Origin of the sequence: Paraburkholderia flava (assembly GCF_004359985.1) — a bacterium.
Taxonomy (GTDB): Bacteria; Pseudomonadota; Gammaproteobacteria; order Burkholderiales; family Burkholderiaceae; genus Paraburkholderia; species Paraburkholderia flava.
In genome coordinates, this window is the sequence record NZ_SMRO01000003.1 from 470,179 (window position 1) to 496,141 (window position 25,963).

Here is a 25,963-nt window from a genome sequence, read left to right on the forward strand (position 1 = left end):
CGCGCGTCGTTGCGGCGCACGGCGGCATCCCGTTCCCATCGGGCAGTTGAGCGAGACGAAGCGTGGCGCGGTGCGCCGGCGCGAGACACATGGATCAGATCGAATGTGTAGTGATCGGCGCGGGCGTGGTCGGCCTCGCCGTGGCCCGCGCGCTCGCCGCGCGCGGACGCGAAGTGATCGTGCTCGAAGCAGCCGAGGCGATCGGTGTCGGCACCAGTTCGCGTAACAGCGAGGTGATCCACGCGGGCCTCTACTATCCGCGCGGTTCGCTGAAGGCATCGCTGTGCGTGCGCGGCCGCGAACTCCTCTACGAATACTGCGCGGCACGCGGCGTTCCGCATCAGCGCTGCGGCAAGCTGCTCGTCGCGACGGCGGCGAACCAGATTCCTCAGCTCGAAAGCATCATGATGCGTGGCCGCGAAAACGGCGTGCTCGATCTCGTGCGGATCGGCGGCGCGGATGCGCAGGCGCTCGAACCCGCGCTCGAATGTGTCGCTGCGGTGTTCTCGCCACAGACGGGTATCGTCGACAGCCATCAACTGATGCTCGCGTTGCAGGGCGATGCGGAAAACGACGGCGCCGTGTGCGCGTTCCATGCGCCGGTCGAAGCGATCGAGGCGATCAACGGACGCTTTGTCGTGAAGGTCGGCGGCGCCGCACCGACAACACTCAACGCCGCATGTGTGATCAACAGCGCGGGGCTGCAGGCGAATGCAATCGCGCGTCGCATCCGCGGACTCGATGCGCGTCACGTGCCGCCGTTGTATCTCGCGCGCGGCAACTACTTCAGCGTGTCGGGTCGCGCACCGTTCAGCCGGCTGATCTATCCGATGCCGAACGAAGCAGGGCTCGGCGTGCATCTGACGATCGATCTCGGCGGCCAGGCGCGTTTCGGTCCGGACGTCGAATGGGTCGATGCGATCGGCTATGACGTCGATCCGCGCCGCGCAGATTCGTTCTATGCGGCGATCCGCGCGTACTGGCCGGCGTTGCCCGACGGCGCGCTGCAACCGGCGTACGCAGGCATTCGTCCGAAGCTGTCGGGCCCAGGCGAACCCGCCGCCGACTTCGTGATTCAAGGCCCCGCCGCGCACGGTGTACGCGGACTCGTGAACCTGTTCGGTATCGAATCGCCGGGCCTGACCGCGTCGCTTGCGATTGCCGCGCGCGTCTGCGAACTGGCCGGCGTTGCATAGCGCATATAACGAATCTCGCGCAGATCGCGTGCGTAGTGGCGATTTGCTTATGCCTGTCATTTGACTGCTCACGCGCGGGTACTTCGTTGCTATCCTGTGGGGACCGCCGTCGCTAGAACGGCGTCAGTTCCATAAAATGGAGTGAGTCCCCATGAAGTCATCCCGTCGTACGTTTTTGATTACGAGCCTTGGTGTTGCCGGCGTTGCTTCGACGCTCGCGCTGTCCCGCCAGGCTTTCGCCGATGCACCGAAGGTCACCGAAGCCGATCCGACCGCCCAGGCGCTCGGCTACAAACAGGACGCAACGAAGGTCGATAAGGCGAAGTACGCGAAGTACGCCGCCGGTCAGGATTGCGGCAACTGCAGCTTCTTCCAGGGCAAGGCCGGCGATGCATTTGGCGGCTGCCCGATGTTCGGCGGCAAGCAGGTGTCGAGCAAGGGCTGGTGCAGCGCGTATAACAAGAAGGCTTGAACCTCGCGCGGCCTCACGGTTCGCATGCACGACAACAAGCGCGTTGAACTGCATGCACGGTCTGAACCGTCGATGTGCCGCGACGAACCGGATCGACGATACATGTCCCGCATCTCGCAGCGGGTGCATTCGTCGATCCGCATCTGCATCCGCATCTAGATATGCGCGATCGCCTGAAAAAACCTCACGCCATCACATCCGCGCCGGCATCAACGGCGGACGACGATCGAACCACGGACGCGCCACCTCAAGTTGCGCGGCGAGCTGCAGCAGCGTCGCTTCGGCGCCGTCGCGTGCCGCGAACTGCACGCCGACCGGCAAGCCGCGCGCATTCCAGTAGAGCGGCACCGACATCGCCGGATGCCCGGTCAGATTGAACAGCTCCGTGCAACCCGCCCATGCGAACGCCTTGTTCGATGCCTCCGCCAGCAGACGCTTCATCAGCGGTTCGATCGGCATCGCGGTGACGGCGCGCATCTGGATGCGCTCCATCTGTGTCGGTTGCATCTCGCCGATCTTGATCGGCGCGCTCGCGAGCGTCGCACACAGGATCACGTCGTAGCGACTCAGCAGATCGGTGAGCTTCGCGGTGATCACGCGCTGCGCGTCGAGCGCGGCGGGCAATGCGCGTTCGCCGAACTTGCGGCCGATGTGCGCCATCGCCCACGTCGCGATTTCGAATTCCGAACGCTGCGGCTTGCGGCCCGATATGCGTTCGGCGTTCAGCACGAGGTCTTCCGCCATCACCGACCACAGCGTGAGGAACGCATCGCGTGCCGCTTCGAAATCGATGCCCGCCGATACCGGTTCGATGCGATGTCCGAGCGATGCAGCGAGTTGCGCGGCGTCGTCGAGTGCGTCACGCACGTCGGTGGACAGCGCGGGCGCGAGCATCGATTCGGTCACGTACGCAATGTGCAGAGGTTTGAACGGCGCGTTGAGCGCGGCAGTGAATGTGCCCGCCGAACCGGTCGGCAGATGTGCGTTGCCCGCAGTCAGATCGAGCAGCAGCGCACTGTCGCGCACGCTGCGCGATACCGCGTGATCGACGGCGAGTTCGCCCGGCGACGGACGCCCCGACGGCGGCTGTCGACTGCGCGACGGCTTCAGTCCAAACAACCCGCAGCATGATGCCGGGATGCGGATCGAGCCGCCGCCGTCGGCGGCATGCGCGAGCGGCACGATGCCCGCTGCAACTGCCGCAGCCGCGCCGCCGCTTGAACCACCGGGCGTGTGATCGAGACTCCACGGATTGCGGCACGGCCCGAACAGATCGGGCTCCGTGTACGGCATCTGGCCGATCTCCGGCGTGTTCGTCTTCGCAAAGATGTTGAGCCCGGCCGCTTTCGTCAGCGCAACGATCGGTGCGTCTTCGGTCGGCACGAAATGGCGATAGTGTCGACTGCCCATCGACATCCGCAACCCGGCCACCGCCGCGCCGAGATCCTTGATCAGATACGGCACGCCTGCGAGCGGGCCTTGCGCGGTGCCGTTGCTGCTGGCGCTGTCGTGTTGCGATGCACGTCGGCGTGCCGCGTCGTAGTCCTTCAACACGATCGCGTTGATCGCCGGATTCGCGGCTTCCGCACGCGCGATCGCGGTATCGAGCAGTTCGCGCGCGCTGACCTCGCGTTGGCGGATCAGCGCGGCGAGACCGGTGGCGTCGTGCGCGAGGTAGTCGGCCTGCACGTCGACGGCGCGCTTACAGGCGTTCGCCGAGGAACGTCAGCGTGCGGCCGTGCGCGAGCGCCGACGCATGCTGGTTGTACGACGCGCGGTCGCTGCAGTTGAAGCCGTGCTCGGCACCCGTGTACAGATGGAACTCCGCTTCGTCGCGGCCGGCGAAGCGCTCCTTCACTTCACCCACCGCCGACAGCGGAATGCCGTGATCGAGTTCGGCGTAGTGGAACTGCATCGGCACCTTGATCTTCGCGGCTTCGTCCGGATAGTTCTGGATGCCGCCGCCGTAGTACGCGACCGCTGCGTCGAGCGTACCTTGCGCCGCCGCGAGGTAGGCGAGCCGGCCGCCGAAGCAGTAGCCGATCGCCGCGACCTTGCCGGTCACTTCCGGCATCTTGCGCAGCGCCGCAGCGCTCGCGCCGATGTCGTCGACCGCGAGACCCACGTCGGTTTTCTGCATCAGCCCGATGCCCTTGTCGCGGTCCGCGCCCGCATACGTCAGTTCGACGCGCGGTGCCGTGCGCCAGAAAATGTCCGGAGCAAACGCGACGTAACCGTCGGCTGCATATTGATCCGCGACCGAGCGGATGTGGCTGTTCACGCCGAAGATTTCCTGAATGATGATGACCGCTGGTCCCTTGCCGCTTTGCGGCAGCGCGAGGTAGCCCTCGAAGCGGTCGTCGCCGGCCGGGATGTCGATCCATCGGGAAGTTGTGCTCACGTCGTTCTCCTCGCGCGAAATCTTGATGATGCGGTGCGTGCAGTGGCTGCACGAACGGGCGGTCAGTGTGCCATCAAAAGAATGCGCGTGCAGCGCGAACGCGCGGGTTCTCGTAAGCGGATTGAAACGATCTCGATTATTCATTTTTCGGCGCGGGACGGGTCCGGTAGAGTCGGTGGCATGGCTGCGGCATGCGCGGCCGCGACTGCAAGGAAGCCATCATGAATGCCCAGCGTTTTGTGTCGCCGTTCGCGGAGCGGTTCGATCTGCGTGTTCCCGTCGTGCAGGCGCCGATGGCCGGTGGCCCGACAACGCCTGCGATGGTCGCGGCCGTGTCGAATGCGGGCGCGCTCGGCACGCTCGCCGCGTCGCCGTTCGCACCCGACCGGATCGCGAGCGAAGTCGCGGCGGTCCGCGCGCTGACGCAGCGGCCGTTCGGCGTGAACCTGTTCGTACTCGATCCCGCGTCGCCCGACGAAGCCACCGTGCGCCGCGCGCTCGACGCAATCGATCCGCTGCGCGCCGATCTCGGTCTGCCGCCAGGCAAGCCGCTCGAACGCTACGCGCCGGACTTCCGCGCGCAGCTCGACATGCTGATCGAACTGCGCGTGCCGATCGCGAGCTTCACGTTCAACGTGCTGTCGAAAGAAGACGTTGCGCGACTGCATGCGGCGGGCTGCTATGTGATTGGCACCGCGACGCACGTCGCCGAAGGCATCGCGTGGCGCGATGCGGGCGCGGACGCGATCGCCGCGCAGGGTGCCGAAGCGGGTGCGCATCGCGGCACGTTCATCGGCTCGTTCGAAGACGCGCTCGTCGGAACGATGGCGCTCGTGCCGCAGCTCGTCGATGCGACCGGTTTGCCGGTGCTGGCGGCGGGCGGCATCATGGACGGTCGCGGCATCGTCGCGGCGCTCGCGCTCGGCGCGCAGGCCGCGCAGATGGGCACCGCGTTCCTGACCTGCGAAGAAAGTGCGATTCCGCCGACATGGAAAGCGCACCTGCGCGCGAGCGCGGACACGTCGACCGAAGTGACGCGTGCGATCACCGGCCGTCATGCTCGCGGCATACGCAATCCGATCATGCAGCGGCTGACCGAACAGCTGGATCGCGTCGCACCCTACCCGGTGCAGAACGCATTGACTCAGGAGTTGCGGCAGACCGCGGGCCGCGCCGGCAATGGCGACTATCTGTCGTTGTGGTCCGGGCAGGGCGCGCCGCTCGTCCGCGCGCGTCCCGAAGGACTGACGGCGGCCGCGCTCGTCGCACAGCTCGATGAAGAGTGGCGCGCGGCAGCCGCCGGCATCGCCGCATTCGACGAATGATTCAGTGAATCAGCGAGCAAATGCATGGACGAATGAGCGCCGTCGCACGGACGGCGCAATCGATCGTTCCTCTGCTCGCAATGCTTATTCGAACCATTAACGGAATTGAGCTGCTAATTCTTTAGATTCCCGCGTAAAAAGATGCACCGGGGTTTCCGCTTACCTGGCGGAAACCCGCATGAACAGGTGCTTTCCGGCTAGCGATGAAATGCTCTGGTAAGGGCTCTCCGAATAAACACCATTGGTAGTCTCACCAGTTTCCCAAAAAAATCCCACAATTTAATTTGATCGCCTACACTTGCGCGCAAGCACGGGTGGGTACCTGTCAAAAACAGGCTCTGCATGCGTGCTGGCCAAGTGCATGAACGATGCATCCGGCGTGATCGTCCACGGGACAGCAGCAGGGTGGAGCGGGGCACAGGCGATTACGTTGTTTTTGGGACCGAAACTGGAGACTTACATGAATACCAAGCTTCAAAAGCTGTTGCCGATCAGCGCCGCGGCTATGCTGTTCGCTACGTTGGCAACGACCGCGGCAGCGGACCAGGTCGTCAAGATCGGTCACGTCGCACCGCTGACCGGCGGTATTGCCCACCTGGGTAAAGATAACGAAAACGGCGCGCGTCTCGCGGTGGAAGAAATCAACGCGAAGGGCCTGACGATCGGCGGACAGAAAATCACGCTGCAGCTCGACGCACAGGATGACGCGGCTGACCCGCGTACGGCTACCCAGGTTGCGCAGAAGCTCGTCGACGACAAGGTCGTCGCCGTGGTCGGCCACCTGAACTCCGGCACGTCGATCCCCGCTTCGAAGATCTACAGCGATGCAGGCATCGTGCAGATCTCGCCGTCGGCAACGAACCCGGTTTACACGCAACAGGGCTTCAAGACGACGTACCGCGTCGTCGCGACCGATGCGCAGCAAGGTCCGGCTCTCGCGAACTACGCGTCGAAGGGTTTGAAGCTGAAGAGCGTCGCGATCGTCGACGACTCGACCGCTTACGGCCAGGGTCTCGCGAACGAATTCGAGAAGACCGCCAAGTCGCTCGGCATGAACGTGATGTCGCATGACGCGACGAACGACAAGGCTGTCGACTTCCGCGCGATTCTGACGAAGATCAAGGGCGAAAACCCGGACGCGATCATGTACGGCGGCATGGACGCCACCGGCGGCCCGTTCGCGAAGCAGGCGAAGCAGCTCGGCCTGCGCGCACGCGTGCTGGCAGGCGACGGCGTGTGTACCGACAAGCTGTCCGATCTGGCCGGCGACGCAACCGACAACATCGTCTGCTCGGAAGCCGGTATGGCGCTCGAGAAGATGGATGGCGGCAAGGCGTTCGAAGCGAAATACGAAAAGCGTTTCGGTCAACCGATCCAGATCTACGCTCCGTTCACGTATGACGCGGTGTACATCATCGTCGACGCGATGAAGCGCGCTAACTCGACCGATCCGGCGAAGATCCTGGCAGCGATGCCGGCGACGGACTACAAGGGCGTGATCGGCGAAACGACGTTCGATTCGCACGGCGACCTGAAGCACGGCGTGATCTCGCTGTACAACTACAAGGGCGGCAAGAAGACGCTGCTCGACGTCGTGAAGATGTAAATCGACGACGGTTGTCCGCGGCGGGTGCGAACCTGCCGCGCGACAGCGCAGCACACGAAAAAGGCACGCGGGCCGAACCCCGCGTGCCTTTTCTTTTAGCGGTCGTCGTGAGACGCTATCGTCAGAACAACAACCTGACTGGGAGATTGCGATGACACGTCCGATCGACGACGAGTGGCGTCGCTGGATTGCCGAAAACCTGATGCTCGAGATCCCGCCCGACGCGCTCGCGGGGGCGCTCGTGTCGAACGGCTTCGACACCGACGATGCAGCACGCGAAGTGCAGGCCGCACTCGCGAGTCCGTATCTGCAGGGCAGCACGCGGCTGCGCAACCGTTTGCGAAAACGCGAGTGGATGCTGTCGGTGTACGGCACGCTGAACCGGCTGCGCGCGAACGGCGCGACGGTCGAGCGCCGCGAACGGCTCACGCACGACGAATTCTTCGAGCAGTACTACTTCCAGAACCGGCCCGTGATCATCACCGGCATGTTCGATTCGTGGCCCGCGCGTCAGAAGTGGAGCTTCGATTATTTTCGCGAGCGCTGCGGCGACTGCGAAGTGGAAGTGCAGTTCGGCCGCGAGTCCGATGCGAACTACGAAGTCAATCAGCCGAAGCTGAAGCGCACGATGCGCTTTCGCGATTACGTCGATCTGATCGAGCGCAGCGGCAAGACCAACGATTTCTACATGACGGCGAACAACACGTCGCATAACCGCGAGTCGCTGAAGGCGCTATGGTCCGACGTCGAGCCGATCCGCGCGTACCTCGATGCGGAGTCGCCGGACACCGGCTTTTTCTGGTTCGGACCGGCCGGCACGAAGACGCCGTTTCACCACGATCTGACGAACAACTTCATGGCGCAGGTGATCGGCCGCAAGCTGATCCGGCTCGTGCCGCTCCACGACACCACGCACATGTACAACGACCTGCATTGCTATTCGCAGGTGGACGGCAGTGCGCCGGATGTCGATCGCTTCCCGGCGCTGCGCAACGCGCAGGTGATCGAATGCACGCTCGCGCCGGGCGAGCTGCTGTTTCTGCCGATCGGCTGGTGGCACTACGTCGAAGGGCTCGAAGCGTCCGTCACGATGACGTTCACGAACTTCCTCGAACGTAATGACTTCGGCAGCACGTACGACACGTATCACGAGCTGTGAGTTGAGCGCTCGACGCGTCGGCACGCACGTGTCCGGCGCACGATAAAAAACGGCGGACCGGAAATTTTCCGGCCCGCCGTTTTACTCCCTGGCGCTTTCGCGCTGTCGTTTATTTCTTCGCTTGTCCCGTCAGCGAACCGAGGCCGCCGAGCAGGCCGCCTGACTGGCCGGTGCCCGAGCCTGCAGCGCCGGTCAATCCGCCGGTCAGCGACGTGACGAGCCCGGTGACCGGAGCCAGCAGATTGGCGAGGCCGCCGGCCGCACCTGATCCGCCGGTGCCTCCGGTGCCGCCGCTACCCGATCCTCCGCTGCCGCCCGTCGCACCACCGAGCGCACCGGTTACCGTGCCGAGCAAGCCGGTGATCGGCGCGAGCGGATTGCCCGCGCCTGTTCCACCGGTGCCTCCCGTTCCGCCGGCTGCGCCGCCGATACCGTTGAGCGCGCCGGTCAGCGTGCCGGTGACGTTGGTCAGCAGGCTGGTGACAGGAGCGAGCGGTCCGGTCGTTCCGCCGAGTCCGCTGGTGAGCGAACTGGTCAGCGACGTGACGAGCCCGGTGACCGGCGCGAGCGGGCCGCCAGCGCCGGAACCTGTACCGCCGCCGAGTCCACCACCCAGGCCGCCGCCGAGTCCGCCGAGCACGCCGGTCAGCGTGCCGGGCAGCGACGTGAGCAGGCCGGTGATCGGCGCGAGCGGATTGCCCGAGCCGGTGCCGCCCGAGGTCAGCAGACCACCGGCCGAGGTCACGGTGTCGCCGAGCTTGGTGACCACGTTGCCCAGGTTCTGGCCGATCGGGTTGTCGGTGGCGCCGCTGATCTTCATGCCGGCGGCGTCGAGTCCGTGTCCGATCGTCGAGAGCAGGCCGTCGAGCGGCTTGCCGAGACCCGTCGCGTCGCCGATCGTCTGAGTGGTCTGCGAGACCGTCGACGTGATCGGCGTGATCACCGTGCTGACCGTCTGCGTGACCTGCTGGATCGGTCCGTTGGTGAGCTGGTTGCCAAGCTGCGTGCCGATGCCGCTGACCGCATTGCCCACACCGGAGACCAGACCACCGAGCGGCGCGGTCAGCGGATTCAGCGGAGAGAGCGGCCCGGTACCCAGGCTGCTGACGAGCTGGCCGACATTATTGACGGACTGCCCTGCGTCAAAGACGAGGTTGCCCGAGCTGGCCAGCGTGACGCCGAGCGGGTCCTTCACGGCGCTGTTGCCGAGCTGACCGAGACCGTTCTGCAGACCCGTCCCGAGTGCCGTCACACCGTTGCCGAGATTCGACACGGTGTTGCCGAGCGCAGCAGTGGTCGCCGGGTTCGCGCCGGGGATCGCCGTCATGCCGATCTGACCACCGATTGCAGAGACGGTCTGTCCGGTGGCGGTTACTACGTTGCCGCCGTTCTGGACGACTACGCCGATGGGGTTGGCGCTTGTGGGCGTCGGCGTCGGCGTCGGAGTAGGCGTCGGCGTCGGGGTGGGCGTCGGCGTCGGGGTAGGCGTCGGGGTAGGCGTCGGCGTCGGGGTAGGCGTCGGGGTGGGCGTCGGCGTCGGGGTGGGCGTCGGCGTCGGGGTGGGCGTCGGCGTCGGGGTGGGCGTCGGCGTCGGGGTGGGCGTCGGCGTCGGGGTGGGCGTCGGCGTCGGGGTAGGCGTCGGCGTCGGGGTAGGCGTCGGCGTCGGGGTGGGCGTCGGCGTCGGGGTAGGCGTCGGCGTCGGGGTGGGCGTCGGCGTCGGGGTAGGCGTCGGCGTCGGGGTGGGTGTCGGCGTCGGGGTGGGTGTCGGCGTCGGGGTAGGCGTCGGCGTCGGCGTCGGAGTCGGCGTCGGCGTCGGTGTCGGCGTCGGAGTCGGGGTAGGCGTCGGTGTCGGCGTCGGCGTCGGGGTMGGCGTCGGCGTCGGGGTAGGCGTCGGCGTCGGCGTCGGAGTCGGTGTCGGTGTCGGTGTCGGAGTCGGAGTCGGAGTCGGAGTCGGAGTCGGAGTCGGAGTCGGAGTCGGAGTCGGCGTCGGAGTAGGCGTCGGTGTCGGCGTCCCGCCGCCGCCCGCGCCCGTTCCACCGCCACCACCTGCGCCAATGCCTCCGCCACCGGAGCCGCTGCCGCTCGGAAGGGTTGGCTTGGGTCCGTTAACGGTTGTCCCGCAGCCCGTCAGTGCGATCAGCGATGAGATGCACATCGCGATCGTCGTTTTTTTGAATTGGTGGTTCATGCTGGTTTCCCCTCGGAAAAAGACTTATGACGAGGAAACTGCAAGCCCTATGCCAATTCGTTCGCTAGCCGAAGCAATCGTGCGAAGCCCGCCGTTTCAAGGGCGAGACGCGGACGCGTTGTATCGAGCGTTCATGTTGCCGTCGATGTGTCGGGGAACAGGCCCCTTGCGTGCGTGTCGCGTAACGTAACGCGTTGCGCGCGAAGCGCAGTGCGGCTCTCGCGAGTTGCCGCAGGTGTGAGCGCCGAAGCATTTCCTCCGACGCTCATAAAAAAACGGCGGACCGGAAACCGGTCCGCCGCTACCCCCTGGCGCGTTTGCGCTGTCGTTTATTTCTTCTGTCCAGTGAGCGAGCCGAGGCCGCCGAGCAGACCGCCGGATTGTCCGGTGCCCGAGCCCGCAGCTCCGGTCAACCCGCCGGTCAGCGAGTTGACGAGCCCGGTCACCGGCGCAAGCAGACCGGAGAGGCCGCCGGCCGCACCCGATCCACCGCTACCGCCCGTGCCGCTGCTACCCGATCCACTGCCGGTTGCTCCACCGAGCGCGCCGGTCACCGAACCGAGCAGGCCCGTGACAGGTGCGAGCGGTCCGCTGGTGCCGCCGAGTCCGCTGGTGAGCGTCGTCGTCAGTGAAGTGACGAGTCCGGTGACGGGCGCGAGCGGGTTACCCGAGCCGGAGCCCGAACCACCTACTCCACCGAGCGCACCGGTGAGCGTGCCGGGCAGCGACGTCAGCAGACCGGTGATCGGTGCGAGCGGATTGCCCGACGAACCGGAACCGCCGAGACCACCAGTCAGTCCGCCGAGTATCCCGCCGAGCGGATTGCTGCTGCCCGAGCCGCCAGCGGTGAGCAGACCGCCTGCCGACGTGACCGTATCGCCGAGCTTGGTCACTACGTTGCCCAGGTTCTGGCCGATCGGATTGCTGGTCGCGCCGCTGATCTTGCTGCCGGCAGAGTCGAGTCCGTGTCCGATCGTCGACAGCAGTCCGTTGAGCGGTGCGCCCAGGCCGGTTGCATCGCCGACGGTCTGAGTGGTCTGCGAGACGACTGACGTGATCGGCGTAATGGCCGTGCTGACCGCCTGCGTGACTTGCTGGATCGGTCCGTTGGTGAGCTGGTTGCCGAGCTGCGTGCCGATACCGCTGACCGTGTTGCCCACACCCGAGACCAGTCCGCCGAGCGGCGTGGTCAACGGGGCGAGCGGCGCGGTCGGGCCAGTGCCGAGACTGGTGACGAGCTGACCGACATTGTTGACGGCCTGACCCGCGTCGTAGACGAGGTTGCCCGAACTGGCCAGCGTGATACCGAGCGGATCCTTCACGTTCGCGTTGCCAAGCTGACCGAGGCCGCCTTGCAGACCCGTCCCGAGCGCGGTGACGCCGTTGCCGAGATTCGACACGGTGTTGCCGAGCGCAGCGGTCGTCGCAGGGTTGGCGCCAGGGATCGGCGTCGTGCCGATCTGGCTGCCGATCGCCGAGACGGTCTGTCCGGTCGCGGTCACGACGTTGCCGCCGTTTTGCACGACTACGCCGAGCGGGTTGGCGCTGGTGGGCGTCGGTGTCGGAGTAGGCGTCGGAGTGGGTGTCGGCGTCGGAGTGGGCGTCGGCGTCGGAGTGGGCGTCGGCGTCGGAGTGGGCGTCGGTGTCGGAGTGGGCGTCGGAGTAGGCGTCGGTGTCGGAGTAGGCGTCGGCGTCGGAGTAGGCGTCGGAGTAGGCGTCGGCGTCGGAGTGGGCGTCGGAGTGGGCGTCGGAGTAGGCGTCGGTGTGGGCGTCGGTGTGGGCGTACCGCCGCCACCGCCCGAACCCGACCCAGCGCCGGCACCACCACCCAGGCTACCCGACGGCCGGTTGACCGTTGATCCGCAACCCGTCAATGCGATCAGTGACGAAATGCACATCGCGATCGCTGTCATTTTAAATTGGCGTTTCATTTTGAATCTCCCCGTAAGAAACTGGTGGGAGATCATCTGCAAGCCTTATGCCAATCGTTTCAGGTCGCCTGGTTCGGCCGGAAAGCCCCGTCCGGCAAGGCGGAGCGGGATCGTGTCAAACGTGAGATGGGCCGAATGCCGTCGATGTGTCGGGGAACAGCTCGCCGCGCGCGAGCTGCGTAACGTAACGCAGCGCGTTTACTTCGACGGTGTAGGGCCGAGCGAGAAGTACCGCGATCCGACCATCGGAAAGCGGGATCGCCGAGCCGGTCACACTCAGATTTTCAGGCGACGCAGCACCCTCGGACCCGCCACGGCAATCAACGCCGCGCACAGCGCGACGACCGACAGCCCGATCGTCAGATTGGTCGCCTGCGCGACGCCGCCGATGATCACCGGCCCGAGCAGCATCCCGAAATAGGCGAGTCCCGCGACGTGCGCGAGCCCCTCCGCTGCGTGAATACCTTTGACGCGCGCGGCAGCCGCGAACAGCACCGGCATCATGTTCGCGAGGCCGATGCCCATCATCGTGAAGCCGGCGAGCGCGACGACGGGATTCGGCAGCACCAGCGCGGCGATCATCCCGGCGCACGCGAGCGACGCGCTCGCCATGATCAGCTGCGGCGCGCCGAAGCGCGCACGGATTGCGTCGCCGCCGAAGCGCGCCGCCGCCATGCCGCCCGAGAACGCGGCATAGGCCGCGCTCGCGACAGCCGGCGTCGCCACGACGACGTCGCGCATGTAGACCGTCGCCCAGTCGTACATGGCGCCTTCGGCGATCAGCGCGATCAACGCGAAGATGCCGAGTGCCCACAGCGCGGGCGAGCGCCAGCGGTTCGCCCGCGGCGTGTGCGCGTCCGGATGCTCGGCGTGCGGCACGTGCGGCAGCACCGAAGGACACGACGCGAACAGCACGAGCGCGCTGACCGCGGACGCCAGCGCGAGATGAACCGCAGGCGCCATCCCACGCGACAGCAGCGCGCCGCCGATCGCCGCGCCCGCCATCCCGCCGACACTGAACATCCCGTGCAGCGACGACATGATCGGACGTCCCAACGCGATCTCGACGGCGCTGGCCTCGGCGTTCATCGCGACGTCGAGCGTCGCCATGCCGGCGCCGAAGATCATGAGCACGATGAGCAGCAGCCAGTACGACGGGACGATCAGGATCAGCGCGCCGCAAACGGACATCGTCAGTCCGCCTGCAAGGCACGCTCGACGGCTGCCGACGCGCGCGATCCACGATCCGTTCGTCGCCATCGCCGTAATCGATCCGACGGCTACCGCGAGCAGCGCGAACGACAGTAACGCTGCATTGAGGTGGAAGCGATCGCGCACGGTCGGCACGTGAACGCCCCACGACGCGTACATCATCCCGGCGATGAAGAAGAGCGCCATCGTTGCGGTGCGGGCGCGATTGCGGGTAGCGACGGGCAGACTGCGGTGGGCGGCGGGGAGTGCCGCCAGATCGGGGGAATGCTCGGACACGGAGATCTCGTCGAGGAAAGCGGCCGGCGCGCGAACACCATTCGAAGAAAGCGCGCTGAAAGTAAACGTCAGATTCTATCTGGCCGACCGGTCTTATGCCGAGCCAGGCTGAACTAATATCTACCGATAATCCACTGATACGTTTGCCCCAACGAGGAAAGCCGTTTGAAGATTCCCGCACACGCACCGCTGCATCTGCTCCATCAGGTTGCTGTCGGTACGCTCGCCACGCACTGCCGCGATCCGCAGGGGTTTCCATACCCGTCCGTGCTGCCGTTCGCACCCGATGAACGGCACCGGCCGATGCTGCTCGTCAGTGGGCTCGCCGAGCACACGCGCAACCTGCATGCGGATTCGCGCGCAGGTTTTCTCGTCGCGCACGCACCGGATGGCGACGTGCTCAACGGGCCGCGCGTGACGCTGATCGGAACGTTCGAGCGGATCGAGCCGGAGCCGGCCGTCGTGCGGCGTTATCTGCGTTACCACCCGGACGCCGAACGCTATCTCGCGCTCGGCGATTTCGCGTTCTGGACGATGCAGGTCGACCGGCTGCGCTATATAGGCGGTTTCGGTGCGATGGGCTGGCTCGACGCCGACGATCTCGATCCGCTCGAACCGCTCGCGCCCGACGACGAAGCCGCGCTCGTCGAACGCTTCGACGATCATCCGCGCCGCCCGGCGACGCTGGAACTTGCCGGCGTCGATCGCTACGGCGCCGACCTGAAAATCGCCGGCGCGCGCACGCGATTCATGTTCGATGCGCCGAAAACCGATCCGCAGGCGTTGCTCGCCGCGATCGAGGATTGCATCGAGCGACACATTGACTGATATCGATCGCCGTTAAGACGCGTTGTTTATTTCGTCGGACATGAAGCAATTTCCGATTTTGTTGCAGCGGGCTCTCCAAAGTTCTCATGCGATGAAAAGTTCGGTCGTAAACGGACTTTTTATTTTCATGATTTGAGAGTTAATCCGGCATTTATCTGAAATATGCAATGCCCTTTCAGGTGAACATAAATTTGAGAGAAATGAAAAGTTTCTCGTCGAAACACGCGGGAACTATTCGTCTGAAACAAACGTTAATTATTTTCTGTTATCGATCTTTTCCCGGCTTTGGATTTTGTGTTAATCTCGCGTTCAAATTCCGAGGCACGATCCTTCAAACGGCAAACCTGCTTAAGACTGGTAGCCATTTATCCAAACCACAAAGGAAACTATGTCTTCCTACAAAGACCTTCTCGCGCAGCGAGAAAAGCTGGAAAAGCAGATCGAAGAAGCGAAGGCACGTGAATACGCCGAAGTGCTGAACGAGATCAAGCAGAAAATGTCCGACTACGGTATTACGCTCGCCGAACTCGGCGGCGGCCGTGGCAAGGGTGCCAAGGCAGGCCGGCCGCGCGCAGGCGTTGCGCCGAAATATCGCGATCCTGATAGCGGCAGCACATGGTCCGGCCGCGGCAAACCGCCGCGCTGGATCGCCGGTCTCGACCGTGAAAAATTTCTGATTCAGAAATAAACGCTTCCGGTGCTTGCGCCGGGAGATAGTAATAAAAGCCGCGTTATCCGCAAGGAGCGCGGTTTTTTATCGACTGGAGAATGGTTGAGTATCGGGAAAATCCGGATTCGCCGATCGGAATACGAATGCTTCACGTTCCCGTAACCGGCTGATTTAAAAGAATTTTCCTCGATAATTGAGAGTTTTCAACGAGGGAAAGGGTAGAATCGGAACGTCCGGTTTCACCTTCTTCATATGTCCTCGACCGTAGCCGCTCAATCCGGCGAGAAACAGCGGGTTGCGCGAAAAACCACTTTCGTCAGTATCGTGCTCAATGCTGTGTTGAGCGCGTTGCAGATCGTCGTCGGTATATTTGCCCACTCTCAGGCGCTCATTGCGGATGGCGTGCATTCGCTGTCCGATCTCGTATCCGATTTTGTCGTGCTGCTTGCCAACCGGCATAGCGGTGCCGAGCCCGACGCCGATCACAATTATGGTCACAGCCGGTATGAGACCGTCGCGTCGTTGTTTCTCGGCGCGCTGCTGATTGCCGTCGGCGTCGGGATGCTGTGGCGCGCGGGCACCCGGCTCGCCGATCTCGATTCGATTCCGGCAGTTCATCTGAGCGCACTGGCCGTTGCCGTGCTCGTGCTGGTTTCGAAGGAAAGCCTGTTTCGCTACATGCTGCGCGAGGCGCAGCGGGTGCGTTCCGCGATGCTGATCGCGAACGCGTGGCATGCGCGTTCGGATGCGGCGTCGTCGCTGGTCGTGGCGCTTGGCATCGTCGGCAGCCTGGCTGGCGTGCGGCTGCTCGATCCGATCGCGGCGGCGATCGTCGGGTTTATGGTCGCGCGGATGGGGTGGGTGTTCGGTTGGGACGCGTTGCAGGATCTGTCCGACCGCGCGCTCGACGAAACCGCATCCGCCGATATCCGCGCGCTGCTGGTCGCGACGCCCGGCGTGCGCGGCGTGCACGAACTACGCACACGCAAGACCGGCGATTTCGCGCTGGTCGACGCGCACATCCTCGTCGATCCGCTGATTTCGGTTTCGGAGGGGCACTACATCGCTGAGTCGGCGCGGGCGCGGCTGCTTGCCGATGCGCGCGTGCTCGACGCGCTGATCCACGTCGACCCGGAAAACGATGCGCTCGCGCGACCGCCCATCGGCCTGCCGTCGCGCGACGTGGTGATCGTCGAGGTCGACAGCGCGCTCGCCGGTAGTGGCATCGTTGCCGACGACGTCAATCTTCACTATCTAAGTACCGGCCTCGACGTCGAGCTGACTTTGCGGCCTGCGATTGAAGACGGGCACGACGAAGCGTGGCTTGCGCGTGTCGATCTCGAGGATTTACGGCGCCGGCTCGGCGCACGTCGTCTGAACGTGCTGCGCCCGGTACCGCAGCGAATGATGCCCGCGAGCGTGGAGCGCAACGTCACCTGATCAGGTAGTTACAGCGGCAACTGCGTATCGAACTTGATTTCGCGCAGCACGACGCTCGTACGGACCTGCGCGACGGCGGGAATCTTAAAGATGCGTTCGTGCAGGAACGAGTCGTACGCCTTGATGTCCGGCGCGACGATCTTGAGGATGTAGTCGGACTCGCCGGTCGTGCTGTAGCACTCGGTGACTTCGGGACAGGTGGCGATTTCGCGTTCGAACTGTTCGACGCCGCCTTCGGTGTGCCGTGTGAGATGGATGTGCGCGAGCGCGCAGACGTGCAGGCCGAGCTTCTCGCGATCGAGCAACGCCGTGTAGCGCTGGATCACGCCGGACTGCTCCATGTCCTTGATCCGCCGCCAGCAGGGTGTGCTCGACAGCCCGACCTGATCGGAGATTTCCTGGACCGAACGGCGGGCGTCAAGCTGCAAAAGACGCAGGATCTTTTGAGAGAACGTATCGAGTGTCAACTGCGCCTCCGTTGCGTCGCCGTATCCCTAATGGTAGAGGCCGCAAAAACGAAACGCAATGTATACCGTCCCTTACGAGGGAGATTACCTAATTTGCTCCGCTGTCGGCGGCTTTTTGTGCTGAGCCGTCCCCATCAGTTCCGGTCGCATCGGGCGCTGCGTCATTGGCGGCAATAGTGCCCGCAGCCTGCGACGCGCGCAGCTCGGCGAGCATGTTGCAGAAGAGCGCGCCTTGCTCGATCGCGTCGTCGAGCGCGACGTGGGTGTGCGGGTGATCGTCGAACCAGTGCTTCGGCAGACGCGGCTTGATGCACTTGCGATAAGGCAGCCCGGTCATCGCGAAGGCGAGCGTCTTGATGTCGAGCGCCGACCACGAGAACGGACAGCGTCCGACGAAACGCATCATGTACCAGAACATGAACGTGAAATCGAAACCCGCCGGCATCGCGACGAACACCGGCTTGCCGGGCAACGCCTCGACCCAGTCGACGTAGGCGATCAGCGCGGCCTCGGGCTGCTGCAGGTCGAGCCGGCACGCGGCCCATGCTTCGGGCTGGGTCTTCCACCACGCGGCCTGCACCGGATGCGGCGCCGCGCCTTCGAGCAACTCCAGATTCGCCGAGAACGTGGCGACGAGGCGCTTGTCCTCGGTGTACGCGGCCGACGCGAAACTCAGCATCGAATGCGGGCCGGGGATCGGACCATCCGCTTCGACATCGGTGCTGACGTAGATCTCCGAGCTCATGCGCTGACTCCGTCCGCGACATACGGGTTGCTGCGGCGTTCTACACCGAACGTCGACGTCGGGCCGTGACCGGGCACGAACGTCACGTCGTCGCCGAGCGGCCAGAGTTTTTCGCGGATCGAACGGATCAGGTCGCCGTGATTGCCGCGCGGAAAATCGGTGCGCCCGATCGAGCCGGCGAACAGCACGTCGCCGACCAGTGCCAGCCGATGCTCGCGACTGAAAAACACGATGTGTCCGGGCGTGTGACCGGGGCAGTGATAGACCTCGAGCAGCGTGTCGCCGAACTGCGCGGTGTCGCCGTCGTCGAGCCAGCGGTCCGGTGCGAATGCCTCGGCAGCAGGAAAGCCGAAGCGCGTGCTCTGTGCCGGCAACTGGTCGAGCCAGAAGCGCTCGTCCGGATGCGGGCCTTCGATCGGCACGCCGTAATGCGCGGCGAGCGTTTTCGCGCCCGCGCAGTGATCGATGTGACCGTGCGTCAGCAACACCTTTTCGACTTCGACCGATTGCCGCGCGACCTCGTTCTGGATGCGATCGAGATCGCCGCCTGGATCGACGACGGCTGCGCGGCCGGTCGCCTCGCAAACGAGCAACGAGCAGTTCTGCTGGAACGGAGTGACCGGGATCAATGTGACTTTCATCGGGGCGGGCGCGGCTGCAAAAACTGCGATTGTACCGGCCGTATCGCGCGGCCGCCGGTTGGCCGAAAGGTCGATGGCCAATGCTCATTTCTTCAGCAATAGCAAGAATTCATCAACCGGATCAGGCGTTTGGGAGCCGGGGAATGTGTTTTGGGTATAATGGCGACCATTGTGCGCGGAAGCCGCGCCATCAACCAGGTGATCGCCACCGGTCCGAAAGGGCGCGGCGGGCACCGTCAAGCAAGTGCCGTCGGTTAGTCGACGGCAAACTCAGCATCGATCCGTTCGATGCACACGTCTTGTCCAGCCAGGCGCCACGCGCCTGCTACGGCCTCGCTGCCGTGACGCTGGATGGGGCCTACGCCGCCGTTCCTGCGTACCGGTTGTTTCGGTGCCCAAGAACGTGTTTGCCACGTTCGATGGCGGCATGTGGGGTCTGGTCAGGCTGCCGGGGACAGGTTGCGCCAGACGTGAAAACTAACCGTGCGGTAGCGGCTGAATGTGCCGCATCCGGGCTTCGACGCGCTGCGCTTTGCACAGCCGTTGGTTTCGCCTTGCCGCCGGAGTCGCATGCAACACGCAGCTATCGCGTGATGCGGCTCGACAATGTGATGCACGTCTTATGAAAACTCGGTTGTCCCGACGTATCGGGAGTCTTTTTGCCTTTTTTGTGCTGAGCGGTTGCGCGATGCCTCCAGGCCCCGCCGATCAGGCCGCCAACCCGGCGCTCAGCACGAAGAGCGCCCGCTCGACGGCCGCGCCGGTCGCTTACGGCGGCGCGTTCGCGGTGCCGACGCCCGACGTCTCCGCAAACGACAAGTCCGACAAATCGCTGTCCGATGCCGAACCGCTGACGGATGGCCCGAACGTGGCCGACTTCCGTCAGACCGGTCGCGCGTCGTGGTACGGCGGCCGCTTCCATGGCCGGCGCACCGCGAACGGCGAGCGCTACGACATGCACGCGCTGACCGCTGCGCACCGCACGCTGCCGATGGGCTCGTACGTGCGCGTGACCAATCCGGCGACGTCGCGCTCGGTGGTCGTGCGGATCAACGATCGCGGACCGTACGCACGCGGCCGCATAATCGATTTGTCCTTGGCGGCTGCGCGCGAACTCGATCTGCAGCATGCCGGCACGGCGCGCGTGAAGATTGAAGGATTGAGTCAGCAGGAAGCGCGAGCTGCGCGTAATGAGACGCTCGCGGCGAATTCCGAGAAGTAAGCGGTGGCGGGTTCCGTCCCGCGCTGTGTCTTGAAATACCTCTGAAGGGCCGCTTTTGCGGCCCTTCAGTTTTTTCCGAGCGCGAGCGCGCGTGCGTACAGTACGTTGCGCGACGCGCCGGTGATCGATGCAGCCACCCGCACGGCGCTGCTCACCGACAACTCCTCCAGCAGCACACCCAGCAGCGCGTCGTGACTGTGTTCGTCGTCGGCCGCTTGCGATCCCTTCCCTTCCACGATCACGACGAATTCGCCGCGCTGCCGGTTCGGATCTTCTGCGAGCCACGTTGGCCCTTCGGCCAGGGTGCAGCAGTGCAGCGTCTCATGTAATTTCGTCAGCTCGCGGGCGATCAACAGACGTCGTTCGCCGCCGAATGCTTCAGCGAGCGCAGTGACGGTTTCGACGATTCGATGCGGCGCTTCGTAGAACACCATCGCATACGGATGCGTGGCGAGCGCTTGAAGGGCGGTCGCGCGCTGCTTCGTCTTCGGCGGCAGGAAGCCGAGAAAAGAAAATTGCTCTGCCCAGTCGCCGGCTGCACTCAGCGCGGTGGCGAGCGCGCTCGCGCCTGGCAACGGCACGACCGGAAAACCGGCCTCGCGCACAGCGTCGACGAGCTTGGCACCGGGATCGGAAATACCGGGCGTCCCCGCGTCGGACACATAAGCGACGCGCTCGCCGGCCTGCAGATACTCGACGATGCGTTGCGCGGCCGCGCGCTCGTTGTGCTGATGCACGGCGACGAGCGGCTTCGAGATGCCGTAGCGCGCGAGCAGTTGACCGGTGTTGCGCGTGTCCTCTGCGGCGATGCGGTCCGCGAGTCCGAGCACGTGCAGCGCGCGCAACGTGATGTCGGCGACGTTGCCGATCGGCGTCGCGACGACGTAGAGCGCGGACGCGGGGTACTGCTGGCCTTGTGCGAGTTCGGAAAGGGGAGTCATGGGACGGAACACGCAGACAGATAAAGCAAGGCCGCCATTGTGCCACGCGGGCGCAGGCGCTCCGGACGATGCAACGTCACCGGACAGACAAGCGACACGATCCGTCGGCGCCGCATTCGAAGCACGAGCGCTCACGTTTCTTCAGCAGCAGCGACTACGCTTCGTGGCACGCAACGTGACGTGTCGCGGCGGCGAGATCGACCTCGTGATGCGCGACCGCGACGGCACGCTCGTGTTCGTCGAAGTGCGCGCGCGTACGCGGCGCGGTTACGGCGGCGCTGCTGCGAGCGTCGGCTGGCACAAGCGACAGCGGCTGCTGCGTGCGGCCGAGCATGTTCTTGCCGGCGGCATCGCGGGTTGCGGTGACTCCACGCCGGCCTGCCGGTTCGACGTCGTCGCGTTCGAAAGCGGACGACTCGTCTGGCTGCGCGACGCATTTCGCGCCGACGACCGCTAAAGCTCCGGATACCGCGCGCGAGTACGCTAAACTTGCGGACGCACAGGGGCCGATGCGTTTCATCGCGCCCGCCGGTACAAAGACGACGCTGACCCAGCGTCGTCCCTGAGCACCCTGTCCCAAGACACAGGCCGCGCGCGAGGCGGCCGCTCACGCAGTAGACGATAGAGAGTCGATGTCAGTCGAACGCATTCAACAGCACTTCCGCGACAGCGCGGCTGTGCAACTCGAAGCCCTGGAAACGCTGTCGATGCCGATCGCCGCGGCCATCGACACGATGTTCGCCGCGCTTGCCAACGGCAATCGCATTCTCGCGTGCGGCAACGGCGCGTCGGCTGCCGGCGCGCAGTACTTTGCCGCGCTGCTCGTCGGTGGATTCGAGCGCGAACGGCCGGCGTTGCCGGCCATCGCGCTCTCCGCCGATGCCATCGTGCTGACCGCGATCGCCAACGCCGAAGCGTTCGAGCAGATCTTCGCGAAACAGGTACGCGCGCTCGGTCAGCTGGGCGACGTGCTGCTCGCGATCGACGCATCGGGTGACGCCGCAAACGTCCGCGCCGCAATCGACGATGCGCACGAACGCGAGATGACCGTCGTCGCGCTGACTGCCGGCGACGGCGGTTCGATCGGCGAAGCGCTGATAGATACCGACGTCCACCTGTGCGTACCGACGGCACGCGCCGCGCGCATCCAGGAAATCCATTTGCTGACCATTCACTGCCTGTGCGACGGCATCGATGCCATGTTGCTCGGCGAAGATTGACCCGGAATTGACCCAGAAGGAGAGCTAGTTGATGAGCGCATACCGCGTCAGAAAAACGCTTGTACGGACCACGCTCGTGGTGAGCCTCGCGGCCGGACTGGCCGCGACGTTACAGGGCTGTGTGCTGGCTGTCGCCGGCGCGGCGGGCGGCGGCGCGCTGATGGCGACCGACCGGCGCACGCTCGGCGCGCAGACCGAAGACCGCGAGATCCAGGTGAAGGCGCTGGCGCAGCTCAGCAACAACCTGCCCGACGCGGCGCACACCAACGTCACCGTGTTCAACCGGCGCGTGCTGATCACCGGCGAAGTACCGGACGATGCGTCGAAGCAGAAAGCCGAGACGATGATCCGCGGACTGAACAACGTCAACTCGATCGCCAACGAACTCGCGGTGCAGCCGGCCAGCTCGTTCTCATCGCGGACCAACGACACGTATCTCGAAGGCCGCGTGAAGACCGCGCTGATCGGCGAGAAGAATCTGTCCGCGAACAACTTCAAGGTGGTGTGCGAGCGCGGCATCATCTATCTGCTGGGCCTCGTGACCGTCGACGAAGGGAATCGCGGCGCCGATGCGGCGAGCCGCGTGCCGGGTGTCGTGCAGGTCGTGAAGGTGTTCCAGTACATCCAGTCGCCGGAAGCGGCGGCCGCTGCGGTGGCGGCATCGACGGTCTCGGCGCCGGATGCGGCATCCGTACCGGCCGTGAGCGAACCGACGACCAGCGCGATACCGGATTCAACGGTGAGCGCGCGTCCGCTCGATCAGCAATCCCCCGCGCCGGTGACGAGTTCGGGCGCCGTGCATCCTGGCAATCCGGCCGCGCCGAAGCAATGAGCGTGGCGGTTTTGAGGCGCGCGGTTTTTGTATTGAGCGTCGCGTTGCTGGCTGGTTCTTCGGTTGCTCGTGCGGCCGATGTACCGGCCGGGCAACTCGTCGCGAGTCGCAATGCGTGCATGGGTTGTCATGCGGTGGATCGCAAGCTCGTCGGCCCTGCGTTTCAGCAGATCGCCGCGAAATATCGGGGCGATCTGCAGGCTCAGGGCAAGCTCGAGCGCAAGGTCAAGGACGGTGGATCGGGCGTGTGGGGTGTGATCCCGATGCCCTCCCATCCTTCGATGAGCGAGGCGGATATCCGGGTTGTCGTCGGCTGGGTATTGGCGGGCGCGCCGGCGAAGTGATCGGCCCCCGGGGCTTGGCAAAACGGAAATACGTTGTGCTAGAATCGCAGCTTCGTTGGGGCGGTAGCTCAGCTGGGAGAGCGTCGCGTTCGCAATGCGAAGGTCGTGAGTTCGATCCTCATCCGCTCCACCAACGAATATTAGAAGTTCTGCCGTATTCGAAAACCCCGCTGGCCGTCAGGCTAGCGGGGTTTTTTCTTTGCGGTTCCATGCCGAGGGAATGTCCGAACCTCTGCGTTGCTTCGATCGCGAAATCTCCACGCTCTCAACAGCGCGAACGAGGAGACAACCCCACTGCATTCGCCTCGACAAAAAAGCACAACAGCCGGTGATATGCTCCGCAGCAAGCATCCGGAATTGAACAGCCGTTCCCTGCAACCTTGAAAGTCAGCCCTCCCGCCATGCTCGCAAAGTACATCGTTGTTGCCGGCCTGATCGCGCTTTCCATTTCCCCCTGCGGGGCAGCAGAAACCGAGCCGATCGATAACGCTCTGCAGACCTGCCTTGCGCAAAAGGAAAATGAAACCACTGCAGGGATGGTCGAATGTTATGGCAAGGCCTACGCAGCCTGGGACAAAGAGCTGAACCGTACCTACGATCAATTGTCCCGATCGCTCGACCCGGCATCGCGTGACCGGCTTCGCGCGGCACAGCGTCAATGGGTGGCTTTCCGCGACGCCGATACGGCCTTTCAGCGTCAGGAATTCATCATCGGTAACGGGAAGTACGGCACGCTGACTCGCGTCACGCTCATTGCCGATAACGTCGACATGGTTCGCAAACGGGTGATGACACTTCGAACCTATGCGAACCCCGACTGACGGTAGCGATCTCGAGCTTGGGGTGGCCCGCGATAACGAGCGTTCCCGTGCCGCGAAGAAGTAAAATCCCCATCACCTACGAGCCGGAGCGACGTCCAACATTTCCAGGACGTTCGATTCCAGCCTTGGACTGGACCAGCTAAACCACAAACCGGGAGGTATTCATGTTAAAGCGCTTCGTAGCACTCGCCCTTCTGATGGGCGCCGCAGTTTCCCTGCTTGGCTGCAACACCGTAGCCGGCGCGGGTCAGGACATTTCCAACTCGGCGCGGACCGTTCAAAAGGCGCTGTAATGAACGAGGGAGAGCGCGCATCGTCGGCAGCTGCTCTGAAAGAAACCGAACCGCACCGCACCGCACAGCGCATTCGATAGACCAAAGAACCGCTCGATGAAAACGCGCCTCTCCCTCCTCCTGCTACTCGCCGTCGCCTCCACCCAGACATGGAGCGCCGAGCCTGCATCCGCAAACAGCCCTTACTCAAAAGACTACGCAGCCTGCGTTAAAAAAGCCGGCCCCCCGGGCTTCTACGACCAATCCGCTACCGCCCGCTGCGACGAAGCCGAGGTCAAATTCCAGAAAGCCCGAATCAACACCGCCTACAACAAGATCCTGAAGATGTGGGCCAACGACCCCGCATCGATCGACAAGCTGAACAAGGCGCAAAAAGACTGGGTGCAATGGCGGGACAACACGTACGCGTTGCTGCAGGAGAACGGCGGCTCGAACGGCCAGGTGGTCTACATCGTCAGCTCCGGCTTTCTGCTGAAGTCACTGGCCGATCAGGCGAATCTGCTGGAAGGCATTCTCACCGCGAACGGCGGAAACTGAACCCGCCCACGCGACAACGCCAGCAAAAGCCTCACTCCTCAAACATCGAATTCCCATTCGCCGACTTCTCGGGAATCGGCTGAATCACGTCCCAATGCTCGACGATTTTCGAGTCCTCGAGCTTGAAGATATCGACGATCGCAAGACCACGCGACGCGCCCGGTTCGCGCACCGCATGCACGTGCAGGATCACATAGTCGCCATCGGTGAATACCTTGGTGATCTCGCTATGCGAGTTCGGGTACTTCTCCTTCAGATATTCGATGACCTTCCGAAAGCCTTCAGGCCCATCGGCAGCCAATGGATTGTGCTGCGTATACCGTGGCCCGACATACTTCAGCGCGGCATCCGCATCTTTCTGATTCAAGCCTTTTTCGTAGAACGCCAGCACGACTTCCTTGTTACGGGCTTCTTTCGCGGTATCGTGCGCAAAGGCCGCTGGAGCATTCGAAACCATCAGCACCAGCGCAAGAAAAGCAGGGATGAATTTCATCGGGCGGTCCTCACTGTGTAGGGCAACGGGGCGACAGAGCAACGTCTGGATTCGGGGAACTGAACAGCGCCTCCGATCATACTGGACGCGCATCCTCGATGCCTCGCACAGAAAACAACCGCCGTACTCAAATCCCCCTACCGCAGTGTTCGAAGCGCTGCCCGAACCTCGCCGGCAAAAAGCGCAGGCTCTTCGCACGCAGCAAAATGTCCACCCTTATTGCGCGGGCGCGTGTTCACGGAGCCGGTCGACAACGAACCGGCGTCGGACATCGATCAAGCCGCGTTAAACCGCCGTGATCACAACGTCGATATTTCCGCGCGTGGCCTTCGAATACGGACAAATCTGATGCGCCGCATCCGCGACGGCCTGCGCGACTTCGGTGTCGATGCCCGGCAGGCTGACGTTCAGTCGAGCCTGCAAAAAGAAGCCGTCGTCGTTCGTGACGAGATCGATTTCCGCATCGACGGAGACGTCACGCGGCAGCTCGATCTTCATCTTCTGCGCGGCTCGACGCATTGCACCGATAAAGCATGCGGACCATCCTGCGGCGAGCAACTGTTCGGGATTGGTGCCGGGCAGCGAGCTGCCAGGGGCGGACAGCTGCACGTCGAGGCGGTCATCCGAACTGCGCGACGTGCCGTCGCGGCCGCCGGTCGTGTGGGTCTTGGCGGTGTAGAGCACTTTGTCTGTCTGGTTCATG

The 25,963-nt window shown here is 64.2% G+C and carries 25 protein-coding genes, 1 tRNA gene and 2 pseudogenes; 17 read left to right on the plus strand and 11 right to left on the minus strand.

The annotated features are described in order from the left end of the window. Positions 1-89 precede the first annotated feature (89 nt). Both E1748_RS24510 and E1748_RS24515 read left to right on the plus strand, forming a co-directional pair. Positions 90-1,196: an NAD(P)/FAD-dependent oxidoreductase gene (locus E1748_RS24510; RefSeq protein ID WP_133649862.1), complete on the plus strand. Its 1,107-nt coding sequence runs from the start codon at positions 90-92 to the stop codon at positions 1,194-1,196. 151 nt (positions 1,197-1,347) lie between these two features. Continuing rightward, on the plus strand, positions 1,348-1,668 hold the full coding sequence (locus tag E1748_RS24515) for a high-potential iron-sulfur protein (RefSeq protein ID WP_133649863.1): 321 nt from the start codon (positions 1,348-1,350) through the stop codon (positions 1,666-1,668). 192 nt (positions 1,669-1,860) lie between these two features. Here the strand turns inward: E1748_RS24515 and E1748_RS24520 are convergent, their stop codons facing one another. Then, entirely contained in the window at positions 1,861-3,357 is a 1,497-nt protein-coding gene (locus tag E1748_RS24520) for an amidase (protein WP_133649864.1), read from the minus strand. A gap of 13 nt (positions 3,358-3,370) precedes the next feature. Next, the gene (locus tag E1748_RS24525) at positions 3,371-4,069 is read right to left on the minus strand and encodes a dienelactone hydrolase family protein (protein WP_133649865.1); all 699 of its coding nucleotides are present in this window, start codon (positions 4,067-4,069) and stop codon (positions 3,371-3,373) included. A gap of 221 nt (positions 4,070-4,290) precedes the next feature. Between E1748_RS24525 and E1748_RS24530 the strand changes: the two genes are divergently transcribed. The 3 genes from E1748_RS24530 (at position 4,291) to E1748_RS24540 (ending at position 8,159) form a co-directional block, all read left to right on the plus strand. Beyond that, positions 4,291-5,394, plus strand: coding sequence for an NAD(P)H-dependent flavin oxidoreductase (locus tag E1748_RS24530; protein WP_133649866.1), 1,104 nt, complete (start codon positions 4,291-4,293; stop codon positions 5,392-5,394). A 460-nt stretch (positions 5,395-5,854) separates the two neighbouring features. Then, positions 5,855-7,000, plus strand: a complete 1,146-nt coding sequence (locus E1748_RS24535; protein WP_133649867.1) for a branched-chain amino acid ABC transporter substrate-binding protein — start codon at positions 5,855-5,857, stop codon at positions 6,998-7,000. Positions 7,001-7,151: 151 nt separating this feature from the next. Then, entirely contained in the window at positions 7,152-8,159 is a 1,008-nt protein-coding gene (locus E1748_RS24540) for a cupin-like domain-containing protein (RefSeq protein WP_133649868.1), read from the plus strand. A gap of 340 nt (positions 8,160-8,499) precedes the next feature. Here E1748_RS24540 and E1748_RS31655 read toward each other — a convergent pair. Continuing rightward, positions 8,500-9,672: pseudogene (locus E1748_RS31655) on the minus strand (collagen-like triple helix repeat-containing protein); the annotation flags it as partial. Here E1748_RS31655 and E1748_RS32110 point away from each other — a divergent pair. Beyond that, on the plus strand, positions 9,566-10,537 hold the full coding sequence (locus tag E1748_RS32110; protein WP_166653622.1) for a hypothetical protein: 972 nt from the start codon (positions 9,566-9,568) through the stop codon (positions 10,535-10,537). The pseudogene E1748_RS31655 and the gene E1748_RS32110 overlap by 107 nt on opposite strands. Positions 10,538-10,676: 139 nt before the next feature. On the opposite strand, the pseudogene E1748_RS24550 reads toward E1748_RS32110, so the two are convergent. Then, positions 10,677-11,981, minus strand: a pseudogene (locus E1748_RS24550) (collagen-like triple helix repeat-containing protein); the annotation flags it as partial. Positions 11,982-12,554: 573 nt separating this feature from the next. Continuing rightward, positions 12,555-13,766, minus strand: coding sequence for an MFS transporter (locus E1748_RS24555; RefSeq protein WP_133649870.1), 1,212 nt, complete (start codon positions 13,764-13,766; stop codon positions 12,555-12,557). Positions 13,767-13,931: 165 nt separating this feature from the next. On the opposite strand from E1748_RS24555, the gene E1748_RS24560 reads away from it, so the two are divergent. From E1748_RS24560 to E1748_RS24570, 3 genes are all read left to right on the plus strand, one after another. Continuing rightward, positions 13,932-14,594 (plus strand): HugZ family pyridoxamine 5'-phosphate oxidase, encoded by a 663-nt coding sequence (locus E1748_RS24560; RefSeq protein ID WP_133649871.1) that lies wholly within the window; start codon positions 13,932-13,934, stop codon positions 14,592-14,594. 388 nt (positions 14,595-14,982) lie between these two features. Further along, positions 14,983-15,282: an H-NS histone family protein gene (locus E1748_RS24565; RefSeq protein WP_133649872.1), complete on the plus strand. Its 300-nt coding sequence runs from the start codon at positions 14,983-14,985 to the stop codon at positions 15,280-15,282. Positions 15,283-15,516: 234 nt separating this feature from the next. Further along, entirely contained in the window at positions 15,517-16,704 is a 1,188-nt protein-coding gene (locus E1748_RS24570; protein ID WP_133649873.1) for a cation diffusion facilitator family transporter, read from the plus strand. Between the two features lie 8 nt (positions 16,705-16,712). On the opposite strand, the gene E1748_RS24575 is transcribed toward E1748_RS24570, so the two are convergent. The 3 genes from E1748_RS24575 to E1748_RS24585 all read right to left on the minus strand — a co-directional run bounded on the left by E1748_RS24575 (position 16,713) and on the right by E1748_RS24585 (position 18,557). Continuing rightward, a complete protein-coding gene (locus tag E1748_RS24575; protein WP_012431468.1) occupies positions 16,713-17,171 on the minus strand; it encodes an Lrp/AsnC family transcriptional regulator in 459 nt (152 codons plus the stop codon). A gap of 88 nt (positions 17,172-17,259) precedes the next feature. Continuing rightward, positions 17,260-17,916: a 3'-5' exonuclease family protein gene (locus E1748_RS24580; RefSeq protein WP_133649874.1), complete on the minus strand. Its 657-nt coding sequence runs from the start codon at positions 17,914-17,916 to the stop codon at positions 17,260-17,262. Then, positions 17,913-18,557 carry an MBL fold metallo-hydrolase gene (locus tag E1748_RS24585; RefSeq protein WP_133649875.1) on the minus strand — a complete coding sequence of 215 codons (645 nt, stop codon included), beginning with the start codon at positions 18,555-18,557 and terminating at the stop codon, positions 17,913-17,915. The genes E1748_RS24580 and E1748_RS24585 overlap by 4 nt, the downstream gene beginning before the upstream one ends. 622 nt (positions 18,558-19,179) lie before the next feature. Between E1748_RS24585 and E1748_RS24595 the strand changes: the two genes are divergently transcribed. After that, on the plus strand, positions 19,180-19,779 hold the full coding sequence (locus E1748_RS24595) for a septal ring lytic transglycosylase RlpA family protein (protein WP_133649877.1): 600 nt from the start codon (positions 19,180-19,182) through the stop codon (positions 19,777-19,779). A gap of 65 nt (positions 19,780-19,844) precedes the next feature. On the opposite strand, the gene rsmI is transcribed toward E1748_RS24595, so the two are convergent. Then, entirely contained in the window at positions 19,845-20,720 is an 876-nt protein-coding gene (gene rsmI, locus E1748_RS24600) for a 16S rRNA (cytidine(1402)-2'-O)-methyltransferase (RefSeq protein WP_133649878.1), read from the minus strand. Here rsmI and E1748_RS24605 point away from each other — a divergent pair. The 7 genes from E1748_RS24605 (at position 20,719) to E1748_RS24640 (ending at position 24,767) form a co-directional block, all read left to right on the plus strand. Beyond that, positions 20,719-21,177 carry a YraN family protein gene (locus E1748_RS24605; protein WP_133649879.1) on the plus strand — a complete coding sequence of 153 codons (459 nt, stop codon included), beginning with the start codon at positions 20,719-20,721 and terminating at the stop codon, positions 21,175-21,177. The two genes, rsmI and E1748_RS24605, sit on opposite strands and share 2 nt — an antisense overlap. 175 nt (positions 21,178-21,352) lie before the next feature. Then, positions 21,353-21,940: an SIS domain-containing protein gene (locus tag E1748_RS24610; protein WP_133649880.1), complete on the plus strand. Its 588-nt coding sequence runs from the start codon at positions 21,353-21,355 to the stop codon at positions 21,938-21,940. A gap of 31 nt (positions 21,941-21,971) precedes the next feature. Continuing rightward, on the plus strand, positions 21,972-22,772 hold the full coding sequence (locus E1748_RS24615; RefSeq protein WP_133649881.1) for a BON domain-containing protein: 801 nt from the start codon (positions 21,972-21,974) through the stop codon (positions 22,770-22,772). After that, a complete protein-coding gene (locus tag E1748_RS24620) occupies positions 22,769-23,116 on the plus strand; it encodes a c-type cytochrome (RefSeq protein WP_133649882.1) in 348 nt (115 codons plus the stop codon). Before E1748_RS24615 ends, E1748_RS24620 begins: the two co-directional genes overlap by 4 nt. A 57-nt stretch (positions 23,117-23,173) precedes the next feature. Beyond that, a tRNA-Ala gene (locus E1748_RS24625) sits at positions 23,174-23,249 on the plus strand. Positions 23,250-23,517: 268 nt separating this feature from the next. Next, a complete protein-coding gene (locus E1748_RS24630) occupies positions 23,518-23,937 on the plus strand; it encodes a lysozyme inhibitor LprI family protein (RefSeq protein ID WP_133649883.1) in 420 nt (139 codons plus the stop codon). A 389-nt stretch (positions 23,938-24,326) separates the two neighbouring features. Further along, positions 24,327-24,767, plus strand: a complete 441-nt coding sequence (locus E1748_RS24640) for a lysozyme inhibitor LprI family protein (protein ID WP_133649885.1) — start codon at positions 24,327-24,329, stop codon at positions 24,765-24,767. Positions 24,768-24,798: 31 nt separating this feature from the next. Here the strand turns inward: E1748_RS24640 and E1748_RS24645 are convergent, their stop codons facing one another. Both E1748_RS24645 and E1748_RS24650 read right to left on the minus strand, forming a co-directional pair. Beyond that, positions 24,799-25,224 carry a nuclear transport factor 2 family protein gene (locus E1748_RS24645; protein ID WP_240766835.1) on the minus strand — a complete coding sequence of 142 codons (426 nt, stop codon included), beginning with the start codon at positions 25,222-25,224 and terminating at the stop codon, positions 24,799-24,801. 321 nt (positions 25,225-25,545) lie between these two features. Beyond that, positions 25,546-25,962, minus strand: a complete 417-nt coding sequence (locus E1748_RS24650; RefSeq protein WP_133649887.1) for an organic hydroperoxide resistance protein — start codon at positions 25,960-25,962, stop codon at positions 25,546-25,548. Between the last annotated feature and the right edge of the window lies 1 nt (position 25,963).